Origin of the sequence: Pseudomonas sp. Z003-0.4C(8344-21) (assembly GCF_900104975.1) — a bacterium.
Lineage (GTDB): Bacteria > Pseudomonadota > Gammaproteobacteria > Pseudomonadales > Pseudomonadaceae > Aquipseudomonas > Aquipseudomonas granadensis.
In genome coordinates, this window is the sequence record NZ_LT629756.1 from 5,269,712 (window position 1) to 5,289,799 (window position 20,088).

Annotated in this window: 18 protein-coding genes; 9 read left to right on the forward strand and 9 right to left on the reverse strand. The window is 60.4% G+C overall.

What is annotated here, in order from left to right; all coding sequences use genetic code 11:
* Window positions 1-7: 7 nt before the first annotated feature.
* Both BLU24_RS23835 and BLU24_RS23840 read left to right on the forward strand, forming a co-directional pair.
* Entirely contained in the window at window positions 8-832 is an 825-nt protein-coding gene (locus BLU24_RS23835) for an SDR family oxidoreductase (RefSeq protein WP_093104577.1), read from the forward strand.
* A 114-nt stretch (window positions 833-946) separates the two neighbouring features.
* On the forward strand, window positions 947-2,302 hold the full coding sequence (locus tag BLU24_RS23840; RefSeq protein WP_093104581.1) for a hypothetical protein: 1,356 nt from the start codon (window positions 947-949) through the stop codon (window positions 2,300-2,302).
* A gap of 175 nt (window positions 2,303-2,477) precedes the next feature.
* Here the strand turns inward: BLU24_RS23840 and BLU24_RS23845 are convergent, their stop codons facing one another.
* From BLU24_RS23845 to BLU24_RS23860, 4 genes are all read right to left on the reverse strand, one after another.
* Window positions 2,478-3,344, reverse strand: coding sequence for an efflux RND transporter periplasmic adaptor subunit (locus BLU24_RS23845; protein ID WP_090281853.1), 867 nt, complete (start codon window positions 3,342-3,344; stop codon window positions 2,478-2,480).
* A gap of 22 nt (window positions 3,345-3,366) precedes the next feature.
* Window positions 3,367-3,567, reverse strand: a complete 201-nt coding sequence (locus tag BLU24_RS23850; protein ID WP_015096751.1) for a DUF1656 domain-containing protein — start codon at window positions 3,565-3,567, stop codon at window positions 3,367-3,369.
* Window positions 3,557-5,749 (reverse strand): FUSC family protein, encoded by a 2,193-nt coding sequence (locus BLU24_RS23855; RefSeq protein WP_093104584.1) that lies wholly within the window; start codon window positions 5,747-5,749, stop codon window positions 3,557-3,559. The genes BLU24_RS23850 and BLU24_RS23855 overlap by 11 nt, the downstream gene beginning before the upstream one ends.
* 140 nt (window positions 5,750-5,889) lie before the next feature.
* On the reverse strand, window positions 5,890-7,389 hold the full coding sequence (locus BLU24_RS23860) for an efflux transporter outer membrane subunit (protein ID WP_093104586.1): 1,500 nt from the start codon (window positions 7,387-7,389) through the stop codon (window positions 5,890-5,892).
* 261 nt (window positions 7,390-7,650) lie between these two features.
* Here BLU24_RS23860 and BLU24_RS23865 point away from each other — a divergent pair, with 261 nt between their 5' ends.
* From BLU24_RS23865 to BLU24_RS23880, 4 genes are all read left to right on the forward strand, one after another.
* A complete protein-coding gene (locus BLU24_RS23865) occupies window positions 7,651-8,619 on the forward strand; it encodes a LysR family transcriptional regulator (RefSeq protein ID WP_090281850.1) in 969 nt (322 codons plus the stop codon).
* A 372-nt stretch (window positions 8,620-8,991) separates the two neighbouring features.
* Window positions 8,992-9,456 (forward strand): hypothetical protein, encoded by a 465-nt coding sequence (locus BLU24_RS23870; protein ID WP_093104588.1) that lies wholly within the window; start codon window positions 8,992-8,994, stop codon window positions 9,454-9,456.
* Between the two features lie 653 nt (window positions 9,457-10,109).
* Window positions 10,110-11,084, forward strand: coding sequence for a 2-hydroxyacid dehydrogenase (locus BLU24_RS23875; protein WP_093104589.1), 975 nt, complete (start codon window positions 10,110-10,112; stop codon window positions 11,082-11,084).
* A 154-nt stretch (window positions 11,085-11,238) separates the two neighbouring features.
* Window positions 11,239-11,748 (forward strand): DUF2165 family protein, encoded by a 510-nt coding sequence (locus tag BLU24_RS23880; RefSeq protein ID WP_093106930.1) that lies wholly within the window; start codon window positions 11,239-11,241, stop codon window positions 11,746-11,748.
* Between the two features lie 18 nt (window positions 11,749-11,766).
* Here BLU24_RS23880 and BLU24_RS23885 read toward each other — a convergent pair whose 3' ends face one another.
* A complete protein-coding gene (locus BLU24_RS23885) occupies window positions 11,767-12,669 on the reverse strand; it encodes a DMT family transporter (RefSeq protein ID WP_093104590.1) in 903 nt (300 codons plus the stop codon).
* Window positions 12,670-12,808: 139 nt separating this feature from the next.
* Here BLU24_RS23885 and BLU24_RS23890 point away from each other — a divergent pair, with 139 nt between their 5' ends.
* Window positions 12,809-13,684, forward strand: coding sequence for a helix-turn-helix domain-containing protein (locus BLU24_RS23890; RefSeq protein ID WP_093104593.1), 876 nt, complete (start codon window positions 12,809-12,811; stop codon window positions 13,682-13,684).
* 197 nt (window positions 13,685-13,881) lie between these two features.
* On the opposite strand, the gene BLU24_RS23895 is transcribed toward BLU24_RS23890, so the two are convergent.
* The 4 genes from BLU24_RS23895 to BLU24_RS23910 form a co-directional block, all read right to left on the reverse strand.
* Window positions 13,882-16,311, reverse strand: a complete 2,430-nt coding sequence (locus BLU24_RS23895; protein WP_093104595.1) for a TonB-dependent siderophore receptor — start codon at window positions 16,309-16,311, stop codon at window positions 13,882-13,884.
* Between the two features lie 206 nt (window positions 16,312-16,517).
* Window positions 16,518-17,507, reverse strand: a complete 990-nt coding sequence (locus BLU24_RS23900) for a FecR family protein (RefSeq protein ID WP_093104597.1) — start codon at window positions 17,505-17,507, stop codon at window positions 16,518-16,520.
* Complete coding sequence (locus BLU24_RS23905; protein ID WP_093104599.1) at window positions 17,504-18,070, reverse strand: RNA polymerase sigma factor; 567 nt, start codon at window positions 18,068-18,070, stop codon at window positions 17,504-17,506. The genes BLU24_RS23900 and BLU24_RS23905 overlap by 4 nt, the downstream gene beginning before the upstream one ends.
* 54 nt (window positions 18,071-18,124) lie before the next feature.
* Entirely contained in the window at window positions 18,125-18,430 is a 306-nt protein-coding gene (locus BLU24_RS23910; RefSeq protein WP_093104602.1) for a DUF3649 domain-containing protein, read from the reverse strand.
* 184 nt (window positions 18,431-18,614) lie between these two features.
* On the opposite strand from BLU24_RS23910, the gene BLU24_RS23915 reads away from it, so the two are divergent.
* Both BLU24_RS23915 and BLU24_RS23920 read left to right on the forward strand, forming a co-directional pair.
* Complete coding sequence (locus tag BLU24_RS23915) at window positions 18,615-19,103, forward strand: sigma-70 family RNA polymerase sigma factor (protein WP_093104605.1); 489 nt, start codon at window positions 18,615-18,617, stop codon at window positions 19,101-19,103.
* On the forward strand, window positions 19,100-20,041 hold the full coding sequence (locus tag BLU24_RS23920) for a DUF4880 domain-containing protein (RefSeq protein ID WP_093104607.1): 942 nt from the start codon (window positions 19,100-19,102) through the stop codon (window positions 20,039-20,041). Before BLU24_RS23915 ends, BLU24_RS23920 begins: the two co-directional genes overlap by 4 nt.
* Window positions 20,042-20,088: the final 47 nt, after the last annotated feature.

The window sequence follows — 20,088 nt, forward strand, 5'->3', positions numbered from 1 at the left end:
ATGCGCTATGCCCGTTGCGTTGATTACCGGTTGCTCCAGCGGCATCGGCCGCGCCCTCGCCGACGCCTTCAAAGCGGCGGGTTACCAGGTCTGGGCCACTGCGCGCCGGGCCGAAGACGTGGCGACTTTAGCCAGCGCTGGCTTCACCGCCGTGCAACTCGATGTCAATGACAACGCTGCGCTGGAACAACTTGGCGAGCGCATCAGCCGCGAGCATGGCGGTCTCGACGTGCTGATCAACAACGCCGGTTACGGCGCGATGGGTCCGCTGCTCGACGGCGGCGTGGCGGCCATGCAGCGGCAGTTCGAGACCAATGTGTTTTCGATTGTCGGCGTCACTCGCGCACTGTTTCCGGTGCTGCGCCGGGCCAAAGGATTGGTGGTGAATATCGGCAGTGTGTCCGGTGTACTGGTCACGCCATTTGCCGGTGCCTATTGCGCGTCGAAAGCGGCGGTACATGCATTAAGCGATGCCTTGCGCATGGAACTGGCGCCGTTCGGTATCCGTGTAATGGAAGTTCAGCCCGGCGCGATTGAGTCGAGTTTCGCGAAAAATGCCGGGCATGAAGCCGAGCAGTTGATCAACGAGCAATCGCCGTGGTTTCCGTTGCGTGAAGGCATTCGCGCGCGGGCCAGGGCCTCGCAGGACAAACCGACCCCGGCCGCAGAGTTTGCTGCGGTGTTGTTGAACGCCGTGCAGCAGAGCAAACCGCCGCGGTTGATCCGCATAGGCAATGGCAGCCGGGCGTTGCCTTTGTTGGCGGCGATGTTGCCGAAGGGGTTGCTGGAGCTGACGCTGATGAAGCGCTTCGGCCTTGGCAAGCCGTTGTAATCCGCGAAAAGCGACAGTCGGTAGCCGAACCTGTCAGAGTTGACAGTGTGCCCCCACGCAAAATATTCATACGCTGATAGCCCTGACCAGATCGTTGGCCGAGGAAGTAACCGCTTGGTCGACTTCACCATTTTTCGATTGCAGAAAACAGGGTCTACTATGGATAGCAGCAACGTTCTCCATTATCAAACCTATCTCTTCGCTCATCGTGATGTCACTTGGGGTCCGCGTCGCAACGGCGTCCTGACGCTAGCCCAAATTTTCCGCGATGACCCGGCGACAGGCCGTCCCTTGACAGGCTCGACGCCTCTGGCGGACGGCTCACTAATCGTAACCAGCTCTTTTGATAGTTTCTCACGCCCCGTCTTTCTCTTAGCGAAGCTGAACGAACAGGGTGAGGTGGACGACACCTTTGGTGTGGACGGGCGCGTCACGGGCACGTTTTTGCCTGGCATCAATGCGTATGGGGGGCCAATCACCGAGGACAAAAAACATGGGCGCTTGCTCATGGCCGGCAGCACATGGACAGCGACATGCGCGAATCCCCTGCCGGCCATACTTTGCCTTGACCAGACGGGTAAAAGGGTTGCCGACTTCGGCAGCGATGGGCAGTTGATCGTAGATCTCAGTTCTGAACAACGTCACCCGGTCGACACCCCGGTGTGGGTGTGTTCGCAGAGCGATGGCAGCTTTTTCGTCGGCGTCGATTACGTTGTGGGTCCCTTGAGGGTCCTGACGGCGACCTTGCTGAAGTTTGATGAATTCGGCCAGCCTGCGGCCGACTTTGGCAAGAAGGGACGTATCGAAGTCCGGCTAGCCGACACCTCCACTGCCACTTCGCTGAATGACTGCTGCATTCTCGATGATGGTCGGATTTTGATAGCGGGTTATGCGCAAGCTCCCGGCGAGACGAAAAAGGCCCTGCTTGCGATGCTTAACGCCAACGGCTCCACTCACCTGCAATTTGGAGATCGCCAGACGCCAGGCGTAATGCTGGTCTCGCCAGAACCCGTCGATGCAGCTTTCAACGCAGTCAAACAGAGAACGGCAAACACGTTCGTCGCTGGCGGTTACAGCGATAAAAACGACGAGTTTCTCAGAAGCGGACTGCTGATGGGCTTCGACACGTCAGGCAGGCTCGATGATGAATTCAACGCGGGTCGCCTGCTGATATCCAACCGGGACAAAGGCCGTATACCGGTAAACTGGGAGGATCTGGTATTCCTCGACGGACATATTTTAGCCGCGGGTGGAAATCTGGAAGGAAGTTACATCGGCTGTATAAACACGACAGGATATCTGGAGGGCGACTTCGTCCCCACTGGCAGCGGTTTCCTTGATGAAACACCCACAGCGCTCGGTGCTCCATCGCTTCATTACAACGCCAGGAACCGTCAACTTTACTGCGGGGTGAACCTGAACCCTCGGAGCGATCTCGGCGGACTGTATCGTTATCAAATTCACTATTGATTACGCCGATTACGCCTCACTTCATGAGCAAAGCCATGGGATAAAGCGCTTCGGGCAGCGCGTAAAGGTTGAGGCCGCGTTGCCCCATCGCCAGCAGGCTGGCTCCCACAGGTATCTGCGGTGTGACGCATCTCCATTGTGGCGAGCCTGCTCGCGAAGGGGATGACTCGGTCTGTCAGAGGTCCGCGGTGGCTTGGTTCACCACCACCGTGCAAGTAATCCCCGCCGCCAGCAACACCCCTTCCGGCACCTCATCAATGTGAATCCGCACCGGCACCCGTTGGGCCAGGCGCACCCAGTTGAACGTCGGGTTGACATCGGCGATCAGCTCGCGACTTTCCGGGTTGTCACGGTCGTAGATGCCGCGTGAAATGCTCTCCACATGGCCCTTGAGCACTTCGCCGCTCATCAACTGCATATCGGCCTTGTCGCCGACTTTCACATGCGGCAGTTTGGTCTCCTCGAAGAAGCCGTAGACCCAGAACGAATTCATGTCGACCACGGCCATTTTCGCCTCGCCGATGCGCGCGTAGTCGCCGCGATGCACATTGAGATTGGTCACGTAGCCGTCCACCGCCGCGCGCACTTCGGTGCGTTTGAGGTTGAGTTCGGCAGCCTCCAGTTGCGCTTGCGCGTGTTGATAATCGGCGAGTGCTGCGTCGGCGATATTGCTGGCGTCGTCGCGGTTCTCTTTGGAGATCACCAGATTGTCGAGGTCGGCCCGGCGATGCGCGTTGACCTTGCGCATCTCCCATGTCGACTTGCGCGCAGCGACCAGCGACTGCGCCTGTTTCACTGCGATGCGGTAATGCTCGGGGTCGATGCGCATCAGCAGATCGCCCTTCTTCACCAACTGATTGTCACGCACCGGCACCTCGACCACTTCGCCGGTGACATCGGCGGCGACATTGATGATGTCGGCGCGGACGCGGCCGTCGCGAGTCCACGGCGTGTTCATGTAGTGCTGCCACAACGTGCGGCCGATCCACAGCGCCAGAGCCAGCACCAGCAGGGTTGCGAGCAGGCTGAAAAACTTTTTCATCAATGCCTTCTTTTAGCGAGAGTCAACGGTAAACCGTCAGCGCCATCGCGCCGAACAGACAGGTAAACAGGCTCAGACGCAGCAGCGCCGGGTGCCAGAAAAAGCGGTACAGATCGAACCCCGAAAGAAACCGGTCGAGCGCCCAGGCCAGCGCCGCAGCAATGAAAAACATCAGTGTCATGGTCGGCATGTACACGCCGTGGAAAGCGATTTCACGAGGCACGGGCAGGTCCTTCGGGGCGGGCGATGGCGTATTCGGCGAGCGGAGATTGCGGGTCGAGCAGCGAGGTGCGGATGAAGTGCAGATAGCTCTTCACCCGGCGCAGCGCCGAGGTATCGAAGTGTGGCGCGAACGGCTCGTCGGTGGCTGCGACGCGGCTGATCGCATGATCGACGGCAACCAGCGCACGCTCCAGATTGCTCGAATTGGGTTGCAGAAACAGCCGCACCAGCGCCCGACCCATCACGCGGATTGCCTGACGCCACGGCTGCGATTCGGCATAGGCCGGATGCACCGGCAGAATCGCCTGTTCCTTGCGCAGTTCGATGATCGCGTGACCGACTTCCAGCACTACGAACATCCAGCGCAGCAGATTTTGCTGCACCTTCGGCTGGCCGGCGGCGAGACCATAGGCCTGATGCAGCAGGTCGCGGGTGCGGCTTTCGAAACTCGAGGCCAGGCCTTTGAGTTTGCCGCTGATCGCGTAGACCACTTGTTCGCGCAGATCCTGCTCCAGCCGTTGCCACAACCAGCGACTGTTCGGCGGCAGAATAATCGCCCCCGCCGCCGCGCAGACAAGCATGCCCATGACCATGGCGATGTAGTCGTTGATGAAGTTGTAGGGGTTGTAGATCGTCAGGTTGTCCGGCACTGATCCGGTGCTGAAAAAGATCAACAAACCGAGGCCGACCCCGGCGTATTGGGGCCGCGAGGTGAGGAACGAACCGAGCACGATCACTGGGGCGAGCATCACGCACAGCAGTGGGAAACCGTCGATCAGCGGGAACAGGAAAAACATCTCGACGAAGCCGACCAACGCACCAAGAAACGTCCCGCAGGCCATCTGGAACGCCATGCGTTTGGGGTTCGGCGTCGCAGCGGACAAGCCCACGGTGGCGGCGGCAATCAGGGTCATCGTCGCGCCGCTTGGCCACGCGGTGGCGACCCAATAACTGCCCAGCAACAGCAGGATGAACGACGCACGAATCCCGGAAGCGGCGGCCGCCCACCAGTTGGTCTGCGGCGTGAACGGCTCGTCCCAGCGCTCGCGTTCGTGGCGGTGCTCGGCGAGGGAGGCATGGGTCTGGGCGTAGCCGTGCAGGTCATCGACGAAGCGATAAAGCAATTCGTACGCGGTGTGGAAATCCAGTTGTTCGGCCTCGCTTGGCGCGGTCTCCTGAAACAGCCCGCGCAGGGTGCGCACCCGCGCCGGCAAACCTTCCTTGTAGATCGCCAGCGCTGTCGCCAGACGTGCGGCATCGGGGCTGGTCAGGGCACGGCCGCTGAAACCGTCGAGCACTTCGGCAAGGTCCTGCAGACCCGGTTTGATCGCCGCGACCACATGTTCCTCGCCATTGCCGCGCAAGCGTTCAAGCAACTGATGCAGGGCGTTGAAGCGCGTGGTGACGCCCATGAATTCGCTGTTCAAACGGCTCAGCCGACCATTGCGCCGGCGCATGTGCGGGTCTTCGAACACAGTCACGCTGCGCAGCCCTTCCAGGCCCACGGCTTCGGCAATGAAGCGCACGTTACTGGCCTCGAAGGCTTCGGCTTGGCTGCGCCCGCGCAGGCCGTCGGTGACGAACAGGGCAAACACCCCGAAGCGCTGATACAAGGCATTGCGCATGGCGGCGCTGGCAGTCTGCGGCAGGATCGCCGCGCTGATCAGGGTGGCGCAGAGAATCCCCAGCGAGATCTCCAGCACACGCCACACTGCCGCCATGAACGCGCCGTCCGGGTGCGCCAGCGCTGGCAAACCGACCATCGCCGCGGTGTAACCGGCCAGCACGAAACCGTACGCGCGAAAGTTACGGCAACGCGCCGCACCGGCCGAGCAGATGCCGACCCAGATCGCCAGCGAGCCGAGGAACAATTCGGTGTTCTGCGCAAATAAAGCGATCAGCGTGACCATCATTGCCGACCCGGCCAGTGTGCCGAGAAAGCGATAAAAACTCTTGGCGAACACCTGACCGCTCTGCGGCTGCATGACGATGAACACGGTGATCATCGCCGTGCGCGGTTGCGGCAATTCCAGACGCATCGCCAGCCACAAGGTCAGGAACGCGGCGATCAACACCTTGAAAATGTAGACCCAGGTCACGCCATCGCTGCGCGCCCAGTCAAAGAAACCGCGGCGCCATTCCAAGGCGTAGAGCCAGCGTATGGGAGCGGGCAAAGGCGTCATTGGTAGTACTCAAAATAATCAGGCAAAACGCGGCCCCTGCAGGAGTGAGCCTGCTCGCGATAGCGATTTCACATTCAACAAGTCTGTCGGCTGATACACCGCTATCGCGAGCAGGCTCACTCCTGCAAGGGGATGTGTGTTCAACGCAGCAGTGCCGGGGTTTTCGGCGCCAGGGTCTGCTCGGCACTTGGCACATCGCTGCCGGCACCGAGGCCACCGCCCAACGCCGTCACCAGTTCGGCATGTGCACTCAACCGCGCCGCCTGCACCTGCTGTTGCACCTGCTGCTGTTTGAACAGCAAGGTCTGCGCGTTGAGCACGTTGAGGTAATCGGTGAGGCCGCGCTGGTAAGCGATCATCGCGATGTCGTAAGTCTTCTGCGCCGTGGCCACCGACTCGGCGGCGAAGCCCTGCTGCTTGTCCATCGACTCGCGGCGGATCAACTGGTCGGAGATGTTTTTCAGCGCGTTGATCAGCGTCTGGTTGTAGTGCGCCACGGCAATGTCGTAACCGGCCGAGGCTTCGCCCAACTCGGCTCGCAATCGCCCGCCATCGAAGATCGGCAACGAAATCGCCGGGCCGACGTTGTAGTTGAGCTTCTTGCCAGTCAGAAACTCCAGCGCGCCGCCACCGGTGGCCATGTAACCAAGGCTGCCGACCAGATCGACGTTGGGGTAAAAACCGCCATGAGCGACATCGATGCCGCGCGCCTGCGCCGCCACTTGCCAGCGACTGGCGACCACGTCGGGACGCTGGCCGAGCAGTTCGGCGGGCAAGGCCGAAGGCAATTTCAACGCTGCACCGAGCGACAGAGTTGGGCGCTGCAATTGCGCGCCGTCACCCGGTCCTTTGCCGGCGAGCGCGGCAATCTGATTGCGACTCAGGGCGATCTCTTCGTCCAGCGCATCGAGCTGGCGATGGGTTTCCGGCAACGGCGTTTCGGCCTGGCTGACTTCGAAGTGCGTGCCGATGCCGCCGTCCAGGCGTTTCTGCGCCAGATCGACAATCTGCTGTTGCTGCGCCAGCGTCGCCGCGACGATGTCGCGCTGGGCGTAATGCAGCGACAGCTCGATGTAGGCGCGCACGATGTTGCTCTGCAATTCCAATTGCGCCAGCCGCGCCTCGGCGACGCTCATGTGCGCCAGATCCACCGCGCGCTCACTGGCATTGCTTTCACGGCCCCAGAGGTCGAGCGCGTAGCTGAAACCGAGCGCGGCGTTGTTGTCCCAGGTTGTTGTGTTGGCCAGCTCGCCGGGGCCATAAAACTGGTCCGTCGGCCAATTGTGCCGTTTGAGCGTCGACTCGCCATTGATCTGCAACGACTCCGCCGCCTCGGCAACACCGGCCAGCGCCTTGGCCTGGCGCACCCGCGCGGCGGCCATGGCCATCGTCGGGCTGCCTTGCACGGCGAGGTCGATCCAGTGGTTGAGTTGCGGGTCGCCGTAGACTTGCCACCATTGCGCGCTGGGCCAATGGGCGTCACGGGCGGCGTGGGCGATGGCCTCGTCGGTGGCCAGCGAATTGGCCGCCAGTGCCTCGCTGTGCGGGGCAATTCCTTGCGTTGAGATGCAGCCGCCAAGACCCAGGGTGAAAGCCAGAACACTGAGCGACAAAAGCGCTCTGTTGATGCGACGCGGCACAGCTGCGAATTCCTGAAAAGGGGATAAACCGGGACTGTGTGGTAGCGAGACTGCTCGGGAAAGCAGCACTTGGGTTCGGACTGAACAACCGGCCTGTGCGCCTCGACTGCCACAACGGCGCAATTCTAGGGGGGCGCCTTTACGGCGATAAGCTGGGTTTTCTGTGAATCTTTGTTACGGTTAACGCGATAATCCTTAAGTCTGGGGTCTCAGCCCCTGAAACTTCGTGTCACAATTTGCCATCTCCCTTGAGAGCACCCCATGGACACTTTGCAAAACATGCGCGCCTTCAGTTGCGTCGCCGAAGCCGGCAGCTTCACCGCCGCGGCAGTGCAACTCGACACCACCACCGCCAACGTCTCGCGCGCGGTTTCCAACCTCGAAGCCCACCTGCAAACCCGCCTGCTCAACCGCACCACGCGACGCATCGCCCTCACCGAGGCCGGCAAACGCTACCTGCTGCGCTGCGAGCAGATCCTCGCCTACGTCGAGGAAGCCGAGGCCGAAGCCAGCGACGCCCACGCCCGCCCCGCCGGGCAGCTGAAAGTGCACACCATGACCGGCATCGGCCAACACTTCGTCATCGACGCCATCGCCCGCTATCGCAAGACCCACCCGGACGTGACCTTCGACCTGACCATGGCCAACCGCGTGCCGGACCTGCTCGACGAAGGCTATGACGTGTCCATCGTGCTCGCCAGCGAACTGCCGGACTCGGGTTTCGTCTCGCAACGCCTGGGCATCACCTACAGCATCGTCTGCGCCTCACCGGCCTACGTAAAAGCCAACGGCGCCGCGCAAAAACCCAGCGACCTGCTCAACCACGCCTGCCTGCGCCTGGTCAGCCCGGTGATCCCCCTGGAAAAATGGGCCTTCGACGGCCCGGACGGCCAGGAAATGGTCACGATCAACAGCTCGCCGTTTCTGGTGAACTCCGCCGACGCCATGAAAACCGCGATCATCAGCGGCATGGGCGTGGGCGTACTGCCGGTGTACGCCGCCATCGAAGGCTTGCGCAACGGCACGCTGGTGCGAGTGATGCCGAACTACCGCTCGCAAGAGCTGAACCTGTATGCGATCTACCCGTCGCGGCAGTACCTGGATGCGAAGATCAAAACGTGGGTCGAATATCTGCGCGGCTCGTTGCCGGAAATATTGGCAGCGCATCAGGCGGAACTGGCGGCGTATGAGTTGAGCGGAAGTCTGGCTGGAGCACGGGTTGCGAACTGATTTTAACTGGCCTCGAATCGCGTGCTGAATAAACACGAAACAACCCGTTCCTCCGCCTCACGGCGAAAAGCCCCTCACCCTAACCCTCTCCCGGGGGGAGAGGGGACTGACCGTGGTGTCTGGCAGAGATACACCAACGCAGAAGTACCGAGTTGAACTCAGATTCTGATACCAAAATCCACTTCTTCCCCCATTGAATGATACGAGGTGAGGTCGGACACACTGTTCGTATCGTTCAATCGCCACAAACCAGAAACGGGCAATCTTAATAGCCAAATACTATAAAAACCTGTCATATCTGACAGTACTCATTTAATCGTTTCAGTCGAACAATGGATGTTGTGACCCCGACCTAACTTGAAGGAGCAAGACATGTCCACTAAAGATCTGAAACTCGACAAACTCAAGAAATCAGGTAAAGGCACTGTGAGTGCCAAACTAAACAAAGACTACGTCACCGACAAATTCGAAGGAACACCCGACCATTTTGTTACCGACAACACTGTAGTCGCGCTACAAGCAACTTACCAAAAAACCACTACCACCTCATTCACTATCCACCTCGAGTTTGATGCAAACATTCAGCACGGCAGGCATGAATTCAGCACTACGCACTTTCCGTCCCCATTCAGATTTTCGTATACGTCGGGCTCACATACAAAAGGCTATACAAGCGCTAAGAATGCAGGGTTTATTGTTGTAGAGGAGTTCAATATTGCCGAAGGCCTTTTCAAGGCATCGTTCAACTTCACGTTCATGGATTTCGATACAGGGGAGCTGCATCAAGTTCATGATGGTCATATTGATGTCCAAGGCCTTGAGATTATCGAGGGGTGAAGGGTCGTAAAGTCTGACCAAGCCAGCCACTCCCTGCCAAAACTGAAAAGCCCCTCACCCTAGCCCTCTCCCGGAGGGAGAGGGGACTGACCGTGGTGACTTGGAGAGATACGCCAACTTGGGATACCGAGTCGTACTCAAGTTCTGAACGGCCCACGAATCGGCTCCCTCTCCCTCGGGAGAGGGCTGGGGTGAGGGGCAGCCACACCACAAAACCAGAGCCAGCCGCCACGCTTCTAACCACTCAACAATGAGCGTTAGCTCGCGTGCTCTTGATCTTGCCTAACCAGCGACATCGGAAGGCTGAGTGGAGGGATTGATCCGGGCGTGGGAGCGCAGCGACCGTACGACGAAGTCGTACACAGCGGAAGTAGGTGCAGCGAAGCAAACCGTAGCCGCTGCGTCCGGATCGATCCCGGAGCGAAGGGACCCGAGCCTGCGAGGGCCGAACGCAGGAGCAAAGCCTTTTGGTTCCTTTTTGGCGTCTGAAAAAGGGACTCGCCGTAAGGGCGAAACCGCCAGCCGCCACACCCGCAGCAACGGATATACACGCCAAACCAACCAGAGCATGGTCGGCCCAGAGGCCGCCAAGACAACCCAACCCAGAAAATGTTAGCGTGCTTTCAATCAAGCCGCACGACGAGCCCCAAGCAATGAAAAAAACAGTCCTGGCCTTCAGCCGCATCACCCCGCCCATGATCGAACGCCTGCAAGAGGAGTTCGACGTCATCGTCCCCAACCCAAAGGCCGGTGACATCAACATGCAATTCAACGAAGCCCTGCCCCACGCCCACGGCCTGATCGGCGTCGGCCGCAAACTCGGCCAGGCACAACTCGAAAGCGCGACAAAACTCGAAGTGGTCTCCAGCGTCTCTGTCGGCTACGACAACTATGACCTCGACTACTTCAACCAACGCGGGATCATGCTCACCAACACCCCGGACGTGCTCACCGAAAGCACCGCCGACCTCGCCTTTGCCCTGATCATGAGCAGCGCCCGCCGCGTCGCCGAACTCGACGCCTGGACCAAGGCTGGCCAATGGCAAGCCAGCGTCGGCGCGCCCCTGTTCGGTTGCGACGTCCATGGCAAAACCCTGGGCATCGTCGGCATGGGCAACATCGGCGCCGCCGTGGCCCGCCGTGGCCGCTTCGGCTTCAACATGCCGATCATCTACAGCGGCAACAGCCGCAAGACCGAACTGGAAAAGGAACTCGGCGCACAATTTCGCAGCCTGGAGCAACTGCTCGCCGAAGCCGACTTCGTCTGCCTGGTGGTGCCGCTCAGCGACAAGACCCGCCACCTCATCAGCCATCGCGAACTGGCGCTGATGAAACCGAGCGCAATTCTCGTCAACATTTCGCGCGGCCCGGTTGTCGATGAACCGGCACTGATCGAAGCCCTGCAAAACCAGCGCATCCGTGGCGCCGGGCTGGACGTCTACGAAAAGGAACCGCTGGCCGAGTCGCCCCTGTTCCAGCTGAGTAACGCCGTGACCCTGCCGCATATCGGCTCGGCCACTACTGAAACCCGCGAGGCCATGGCCAATCGCGCACTGGCCAACCTGCGCAGCGCACTGCTCGGCGAACGTCCGCAGGATCTGGTCAACCCGCAAGTCTGGCGCGGCTGAAAAACAACGGGCAAGTGCACATTCCACTTGTCCGTTATTTACCATTACACAACTTGAAATTTAACACTGACCAAAATTCTACAGCCGCACTATAAGCTCTCCACATCCGTCTATCTAACGACATACGCCATGGAGAGCCAACACCTTGAATACCCTGAATACCCTGACCACAGAAAAACTGATCCGTTACAGCAAAGTCATGCTGATGGCTTACATCAGTTTTTTTGGAATATTGGTGATACTTCACAACTTTACCGACTACGAATCCAATTACACTTACGTGGCTCATATCCTGAGTATGGATACCACCACCGCCAGCGAGAATCTCAGGTATCGAGCCATTGACTCGCCTATAGTCCACCACCGGATCTACTGGTTCATCATCACGATGGAAGTCACCTATACCGTGCTCTGCCTGGTAGGCACCTATCAGCTGTATCGGCATATCAACTCCCCCGCCGAAGTGTTCCACGAAGCGAAAAAGTTTTCGATCATGGGTATTTTGGTGGCGATTTTTATTTATTACGTTTGCCTGCAAACCGTGGGCGTCGAATGGTTCGACATGGACACTTCGCAATCGTGGAATGCCAAGGATTGGGCCCGGCACATTGTCGATTTCATTTTACCGGTGATGATTTACATCACATTGAAATTAGAGCACTGAAGTTCAGTGCTCGATTATTCAAGCCAACTGTTCCTGCGCAGGGACTGCCACTGTTTTCGGTTTACGAAACACCAGCACGTTGCCCAGCATCACCAGAACCAGACCGATCAGCGCCGGTGCTGTCCATTGATAACCTTCGGCAAACGCCGAGACGTTCAACGCCACCACCGGGAACAGCACCGTGCAGTACGCCGCCCGCTCGGGGCCCATGCGCCCGACCAGCGTCAGATAGGCCGTGAAACCGATCACCGAACCCGGAATCACCAGATACAGCAGCGCGCCCACGTAACGCGAGCTCCAATCCATGTCGAACGGGATGCCTTTGACCAGGCACCACAGCGTCAGCATCGCCGCGCCATAGGCCATGCCCCAGGCATTGGTAGTCAGCGGTCTGAGGCCGGCCTTTTGTTGCAGGCTCGAGAGCATGTTGCCCGCCGAAAAACACAAGGTTCCACACAGCGCCAGCCCCAGGCCCAACAGGGTTTGCGGGCTGGCTTGATGCCCGGCCAGTTCCGGCCAGAACAGCAGGCCCAGGCCGAACAAACCGAGCCCGCCGCCCGTCAGCACATTGCGTGCGATGCGCTGGCCGAAGAAAACCCGCGCGTTGAGGGCATTCCACAGCGTCGCCGTGGAAAACACCACCGCTACCAGCCCGCTGGGAATCCACTGGCTGGCAGTCAGGAAACACATGAAGTTGACGCAAAACAGGCACAGCCCCTGCGCCACACAAATCAGATGCCCGCGGCGATTCATCGGCTGCAGACGGCGGCTGAGCAGCAACAGCGCAAACAACACCAGCGCAGCGAGGCCGAAGCGGTAGACGATCGATACCGGTATCGCCACAACGCCCAATTGCCATTTCAAGGCAATCCACGTGGTGCCCCAGATCAGTACGGTCAACAAATACAACGACAGGTTCATGGTGCATTCTCCTCGATAGACCATGAGTGTCGGTCCGGCGCCGCTGCGCACGCTTGCAGATTCTTGCGCTTTTCTCGGGTGACGGGCTGGCAGCCGGGTGTCTACGGAGTAGCATGCAAGGCGTCGGAGAAAATCACCCATGGCCGCAATCGATACCCTGCAAGTCTTTCAAGAGCTCAACAGCTCGCCGAACGCCCGCCTGGTGCACAGCGCCGAGCTCGGCGACGGCTTGTCCGCCGCGGTATGGACCAATCACCACGACGCCCGCGAATATTCAGCGCCGGGTCACCACACCGTGTCCTGCTACATCGCCGGTGGCACCGGCACGTTTCGTCGCGGCCAACCGCAGCAAAAGGGTGCACCGGACAAGCTGTGCATCCTGCCGGCCGAGCATGAGTCGGGCTGGGTGGTCAACGGCGACATTCGCCTGGCGCACCTGTATTTCAGCGCCGAACAATTCGCCCTCGGCTGCGTGACCCTGCTCGACCGCGAGCCGCGCGAGATGCAGTTGCGCGAGCATACCTTCCTCGAAGACCCGCAACAGGCACAGCGTTTTCGCCAATTACTGGCGCTGAACTGGGACGAACCCGCCGAGCGCTTGCTGACCAGCAGCATCGCCCATGAATTGATCAGCCACACCTTGCTCAGTCAGGTCGGCGCGCGGCAGGGTTTGCGCTTGAAGGGCGGGCTGGCGACGCATCAACGCCGACAGCTGATGGCGTACATCGACAGCCAACTGGCAGAGCCGATCAGCCTGGGGCAACTGGCCGGATTGTGTGCGCTGTCGGAATACCATTTCGCGCGGATGTTCCGTGCGAGTTTCGGGTTGCCACCGCATCAATATGTGCTGGCGCGGCGCCTGGATCGGGCGCGGCAGATGTTGCGCGGGACCATGCTGCCGCTGGGTGAGATTGCGCTGGCGTGCGGGTTTGCCAGTGCGAGTCATTTCACTAATCGGTTCAAGCAGGTTTTGGGTGGGACACCGGGTGAGTATCGGCAGGTGTTTTTGCGTTGAGCCTGTTTCCCTCACCCCAGCCCTCTCCCGGAGGGAGGGAGCCGACCGCGGTGTCTGGCGTCATACATCGACCTCAATCACCGAGTCGATTATGGATTCCATGTATGACTTTCAGGTCGGTGTAACTTTCGAATAACACACGGTCAGTCCCCTCTCCCTCTGGGAGAGGGCTAGGGTGAGGGGCTTTTGACGTTGATTCAAAACTCCAGAGTGCTCGACAATGAAACCTGCCGCGCATCCCCCATCGATACAAAGAACCGGCTCGCCGAAGACGTGTAATACGTGCGGTCAAACAGGTTCTTCACGTTCAGCTGAAACTTGACCTTCTGCCCTTCAACCCTCGTGTCGTAAGTCGCAAACGCATCAGCCACGGTGTAGCTCGGCAGATCAAAATCATTCACCGCGTTCCCCGCGCGCTCACCGACATAACGCGCGCCCGCGCCGATGCGTAACTGGTCGCCGCCCAGCACGCTGCCGAAGTCGTACACCGCCGACAACGAGCCGGAATTCTTCGCTACGTTCTGTAGGCGCTTGCCTTTGTATTCCGGGTCTTCGGTGACTTCGGCATCGGTGTAGGCGTAGCTGCCGATCATGCTCCAGCGGTCACTGAGCTGACCGCTCAAGTCCACCTCGAGACCACGCGAACGTACTTCGCCGGCAGCACTGTAACGCGTCGTCGGGCCTTCGGCATTGGCCACCAGCACGTTACGTTTCTTGATGTCGAACACCGCGACGTTGCCCGTGATGCGCCCCGGCAAATCCAGACGTGCGCCCAGCTCCCACGACTTGGCTTCTTCCGGCGCGATGCTGCCGTCGAGCACAGTGCTGCTGCCGCTCAGCGGGGCGATGGTCGAGTTGGGTTTGAACGATTCGGTGTAGCTGCCGTAGAACGACAAGGCGTCGGTGTAGCGATATACCAGGCCGGCACGCGGCACCCATTTCTGGCCGTTGCTGTCGGTGTTGGCCTTGAACGGCACACCTTTGCCGGCGTACTGGTCGTACTCCTGAAAACGCCCACCGGCGACCAGAATCCATTGATCGGTGAGGTGGATCGAGTCCTGCACGAACAGCGAATCGCTGCGCAGCTCATCGGTCTGTGCGCTGTCGGGCGCGCTGACCGTAGTGCCCATCACTTCGCGGCCATACACCGGATTGACGTAGCTGAAGGTGGTCAGGCTTTTCTGCCGGATCAGGTCTTCGCGGTAGATCTTGCGGTACTCGTCATCGACGCCGAACACCAGATCATGCTGCATACCCAACACGTTGACCTTGCCTTCAAGGCTGGCGGTGGTGAAGCGGTCGGTGCTGATCGCGTTTTGAGTGCCGTCCATGCTGCGGGTCAGCGTGCCTTTTTTCGTGTCGATCGCGGTTACCCGCACCTGACTGGCGTCGTAGGTCTCGCGGTTCCAGCTGTAGCCGAAATGGGCTTTCCAGTCGTCGTTGAGTTGATGATCGGCTTCAAAATGATAAAGATCCGAGCGCCCTTCCATATCATTGAACGGCTCGTCGAGACGCTGTTTGCGCGAGATGTCCAACGGGTGATTGGTGCGCGGGTCGATCAGCGTGCCGCGGTCGAATGGCGTGAGAAATTCGCGGTGCTCGTAAGCGAAAAGCAACTGAGTGTCTTCACCGAACCAGGCCAGCGACGGTGCAATCAGGGTTTCGCGATGAGTGCCGAAGTTGCGCCAGTAATCTTCGTCTTCGTGATCCACCACCATGCGATAGGCCAGCCCGGAATCGCCCAGCGCACCGGTGCTGTCGAAGCTGCCGCCGCTGCCGTTCTTGCCCTCGCCGTAGGTCGAGCCACGCAGAGTCAGCGCGTTATAGGGCGTAAGTTCCGGTTTCTTGCTGACCAGGTTGACCACCCCTCCCGGGTCTTGAATGCCGTAGAGCAACGAGGCCGGGCCCTTGAGCACTTCGACGCGATCAACCGTGGCGTTCATGCCGCGACCCTGCACGATCGGCATGCCGTCGCGCATGATCGAGCCGTTGCGGTTGTCGCCAAAACCGCGGGTCATCACCGAGTCCTGAGTGCTGCCCAAAGTATTGCCTTGGGTGATGCCGCTGACATTGGCCAGCGCATCGTCAAGATTGCGCGGCGCCTGATCGCGGATCACCTGGGCCGGGATGACATTGACGGTCTGCGGAATCTCCTGCAACGACGCCGAGGAACGCATCACTGAACTGGTTTCCGGTGGCTGATAGCTGGTCGAGTCGTCACGCGTCGAAGTGATGGTAGTGGCGCCGAGGTTCAGCGCGCCTTCGGTGGGTTTGGGCTCAAGCGCCAGCGTGTGGCTGTCGGTGCGGCGGAAGTTCAGGCCGGAGCCGCTGAGCAAGCGTTGCAATGCCTGTTCGGCGCTCATCTGGCCGTTGACTGCCGGTGCCGTCAGCCCGTACGGGGCTTCGTCGGTGTAGACCACGCTTTGCCCGGTCACGCGGCTGAAGTCGCTCAAGGCTTGCGGCAGCGGCTTGGCGTCCAGCGAAAAACTGTACTGCTGTTGCGCCTGGCTGCTGAGCGTTTCAGCGGCCAATACAACGCTGACCGGCAACAGCGCCAGTGCCGAAAAACTCAACGCCGACCTGCCCAACCACTGTTTGACCGAACCCGATTTTGCCCTGGACTTCATGACTCAATGACCTGTGTAGAACCGCAACGGATGCGAATGACTCGCAGTTTCAGTCACTACACGGATGGGGCTGGGGTTTACCTCACTCATAATCTGAAATTTTTTTTGCGGTGACTGATACGGCGCCATCGCGAGCAGGCTCACGCCTACATCTGGAATGCGTTTCCCCTGTAGGAGTGAGCCTGCTCGCGATGGCGTCAGACGGCTCAGCGCAAAATAATCAGCTGCCCCAACACCCGATGCTGCTCAAACCCCAACACCCCCTGCAACGAATTGAGCACCGCCTGCGGGTCCTTGCTGGGAAAGCTGCCGCTGACCTTGCGCGCCGCCAATTCATCGTTGAGCAACACGATCCGTCCCGGGTAGTAGCGGCGCAAATCCTCGACCACCTCGGCCAGCGTCGATTTGTAATACGTCAGCCAACCCTGACGCCAAGCCAGTTGCGCCTCGCTGTCGACGCCATGAAGTTTTTCCGCCGCACCCTCGCCATAAGCCACCTGCTGCCCGGCCGTGAGAATCTGCTGCTCGCCATCGCGGCTCGCCGTTACACCCACCCGTCCTGACAGCACCGTGACCTGCGCGCCATGAGGCTGCAAACGCACTTCGAATTGCGTGCCGAGCACCCGCGCCTCACCGTTCTCCGCCGCGACGATAAACGGCTCGCCGGTGTGGCTGACGCTGAAAAATCCGGCGCCACGGCGCAGTTGTACACGCCGCTCGCCGTGGCTGAAATCCACGGCAATCGCGCTGTCGGCATCCAGCGTCACTTGCGATTGATCGGCCAGCGTCACCGTGCGGATCTCGCCCGGCGCCGACACATGATCGGCGCCCAGATCATCGAGCCAGCGCTGCGCTTGCCATCCCGTGCCGAGGCTGACCATCAGCAGCAGACACGCCGCCATGGCCAGCGCCGCGGACCAGCGCAAAACCGGCGAACGTCGCGGACGGTCCATCGCTTCGAGATAACCCTGCAACGCCAACGCCTCTTCATCGGCCAGGGTTTGTGCCGGGCCTTCGCTCAGCTCCCACAGCACCTGCGCCTGCGCATACGCCTCAGCGTGGGCCGGGTCGGCACGCAGCCACTGGCTGAAGGTCAGTTGGTCGCCGGCGCTGGGCCGATCATGCAGCAGGCTCAGCCAGGCCAGAGCGGCCTGTTCCTGGGCGGGCGTCGGAACGATGTTATCGGCGGGGTTCACGGTGCTTTCCCTGGCAGACGTGGCGCGGGGTTGCGCAGGCTGGCCTTGCAGGCCTCGAGGGCGCGCATCATATGTTTTTCCACGGCACTTTGGGACAAGCCCATGGCTTTGGCGATGTCCGCGTACTTGCGCCCGTGGATGCGGTTGAGCAGGAAAATCTGCCGGGTGCGCTCGGGCAAGGCGCGCAACGCCGCTTCGACATGGCGCAGGTCATTGCCGGCTTCGAGCGCGGCTTGCGGCTCGCTGCCTTGGCTGTGCGGCTCGTCCGGTTGCCAGCCCTCGTTGGCGCGCGTGCGCGTGCCTTCACTGCGCAGGTGGTCGATGGCAATGTTGCCGGCGCAGCGCAACAGGTAGGTGCTGAGCTCTTCGACCTGCACCAGCGGCCGTCGCCAGAAACGCAAAAACAGGTCCTGTACCAGATCCGCCGCCGTCGCGCGACAACCGACACGACGGTTCACCAGCGCTTCCATCTGCGAGCGCTGCGACAGAAATACCTGGAGAAAATGCGCACGCGCGCCATGCGGCTCGTCGTCGCGCGACTCCGGTGGCAGACCGATCAGCATTTCAGCGCTGCGCCCATGTCTGCAGGCAGGCGGTGACCTGATGAAAGCCTTGTTTCATGCCAGCCCCAAGCCCCGCACGACGCCGGAAACGGTCGCCAGAATCACGCTTGGCACCAGCAAGCCGACCCACGCCGACCACGCCGTACGACAGGCAATGCACCAGAGTACGGCGACCAGATAGACCAGAAACGAAACGGCCATGCCGGTCACCAGCGCGTCGGCACGGCCCAGCGGCAACCACAGGGTCAGCGTCACGCTGGCCAGCGCGGCAACGAGATAGCCACCGAACACCGCCGCCAACACCCGTGAGGTGACGGCCAGGCGATAGGACATGGGCAATGTGGCGAGTTTGTCTTTCATGTTTCGACCCTGAAACGAAAAACGTCCGGCAGACGAGCCGGATCAAGCAAGCGATATTAATGATAAATATTCTCATACGCAAAAGCTTCTGATTGCCGGACGATGCACTCGGCCCTACAATGCGAACCGTTCTTGTTCTCTAACGCACGTTCTCGACGCCTGCTTTGCGTCCGGAGTCATTCCGTTGTCGTCCGCCCACTCCGTCGAATCGCTTTATCAGGCTCATCACAGCTGGCTCAACGGCTGGTTGCGACGCAAGCTCGGCTGCCCGGATAGCGCGGCGGACCTGGCACAGGACACCTTCATCAAAGTGCTGACTGCGCGCGAGCCGCCACTGATCATCGAGCCGCGCGCGTTCCTGACCACCCTCGCCAAACGCGTGCTGTTCAACCATTACCGCCGCCAGGATCTGGAGCGCGCCTACCTCGAAACCCTGGCGCAGATGCCGGAGATCGTCGCGCCGTCGGAAGAACACAAAGCGATCATCCTGCAAACCCTGATGGAGCTGGACGAGTTGCTTGACGGACTGCCGCGTGCGGTCAAACGCGCCTTTCTGCTGGCGCAGGTCGATGGCCTGACCTATCCACAGATCGCCGCAGAACTGGGCATCTCCGTGGCCACGGTCAAACGACACCTGCACAAAGCGGCGCTGCGCTGCTATTTCGCTTTATGAACCGCACTCCGGATTTTTCCGCGCAAGTGGCCGAGCAGGCCGTGCACTGGCTGCTGGAAATGCAGCAAGGCGCCCTCAGCCCGCGCCAGCAACAGGCCTGGCAGCAATGGCTGGACGCCCACAGCGAACATCGCCGCGCCTGGGAACACATGCAGCGGGTCAATCAGCGTTTGCGCGGTGTGGCGTCGCCGCTGGCCCATGCGGCGCTGAACGGGCCGAAGTCCGCCAGCCGTCGGCAGGCGCTGAAACTGTTGCTGATTCTGGGCGCCGGTTCGGCCATGACCTGGGGCCTGCGCGAGCACACGCCGCTGCCGTCGCTGCTCGCCGATTACCGCACGCCGCTGGGGCAGCGGCGCAAGGTGTCGCTGGGTGGCGACGATCTGTTGCAGCTCAACACCGCGAGTGCCGTGGATATCGATGGCGCGCAACGCCTTATTCGCCTGCTCGAGGGCGAAATGCTCCTGAGTACTGCCAAACCGTTCGCAATCCGCACCGCGCAAGGCGTTCTGAACGCTCAAGGCGCGCGCCTCAATGTGCGTCAGTTTGCCGATCGAACGCAGATCGCCCTGTTTGCCGGGCGCGTCGAATTGACTCTCGATCAACGCGCGCCCGTGCTGCTGCCGGTCGCGCGCCAGCTGAGTTTTACTGCGAGTGTCATCAGCGACGCCAAACCGCTGGATGCCAACAGCGGCGCCTGGACTGACGGCATGCTGGTCGCCGCGCACATGCGCCTGGGCGACTTCCTCGACGAGTTGGGCCGCTACCGTCGCGGTCAGCTGCATTGCGACAAGAAAGTCGCCGATCTGCTGATCTCCGGGACTTATCCACTGGACGACAGCGAGCAGATTCTCGACCTGCTGCAAATCAGTCTGCCGGTCAAAGTCCGGCGGTTTACCCGCTACTGGGTGAGCGTCGAAGCGCGGGTCCGAAGCACCTGAAAAATAAATGAGCCGTTTTTCAGATCTGGCGTGACAGAGAAGGAAAG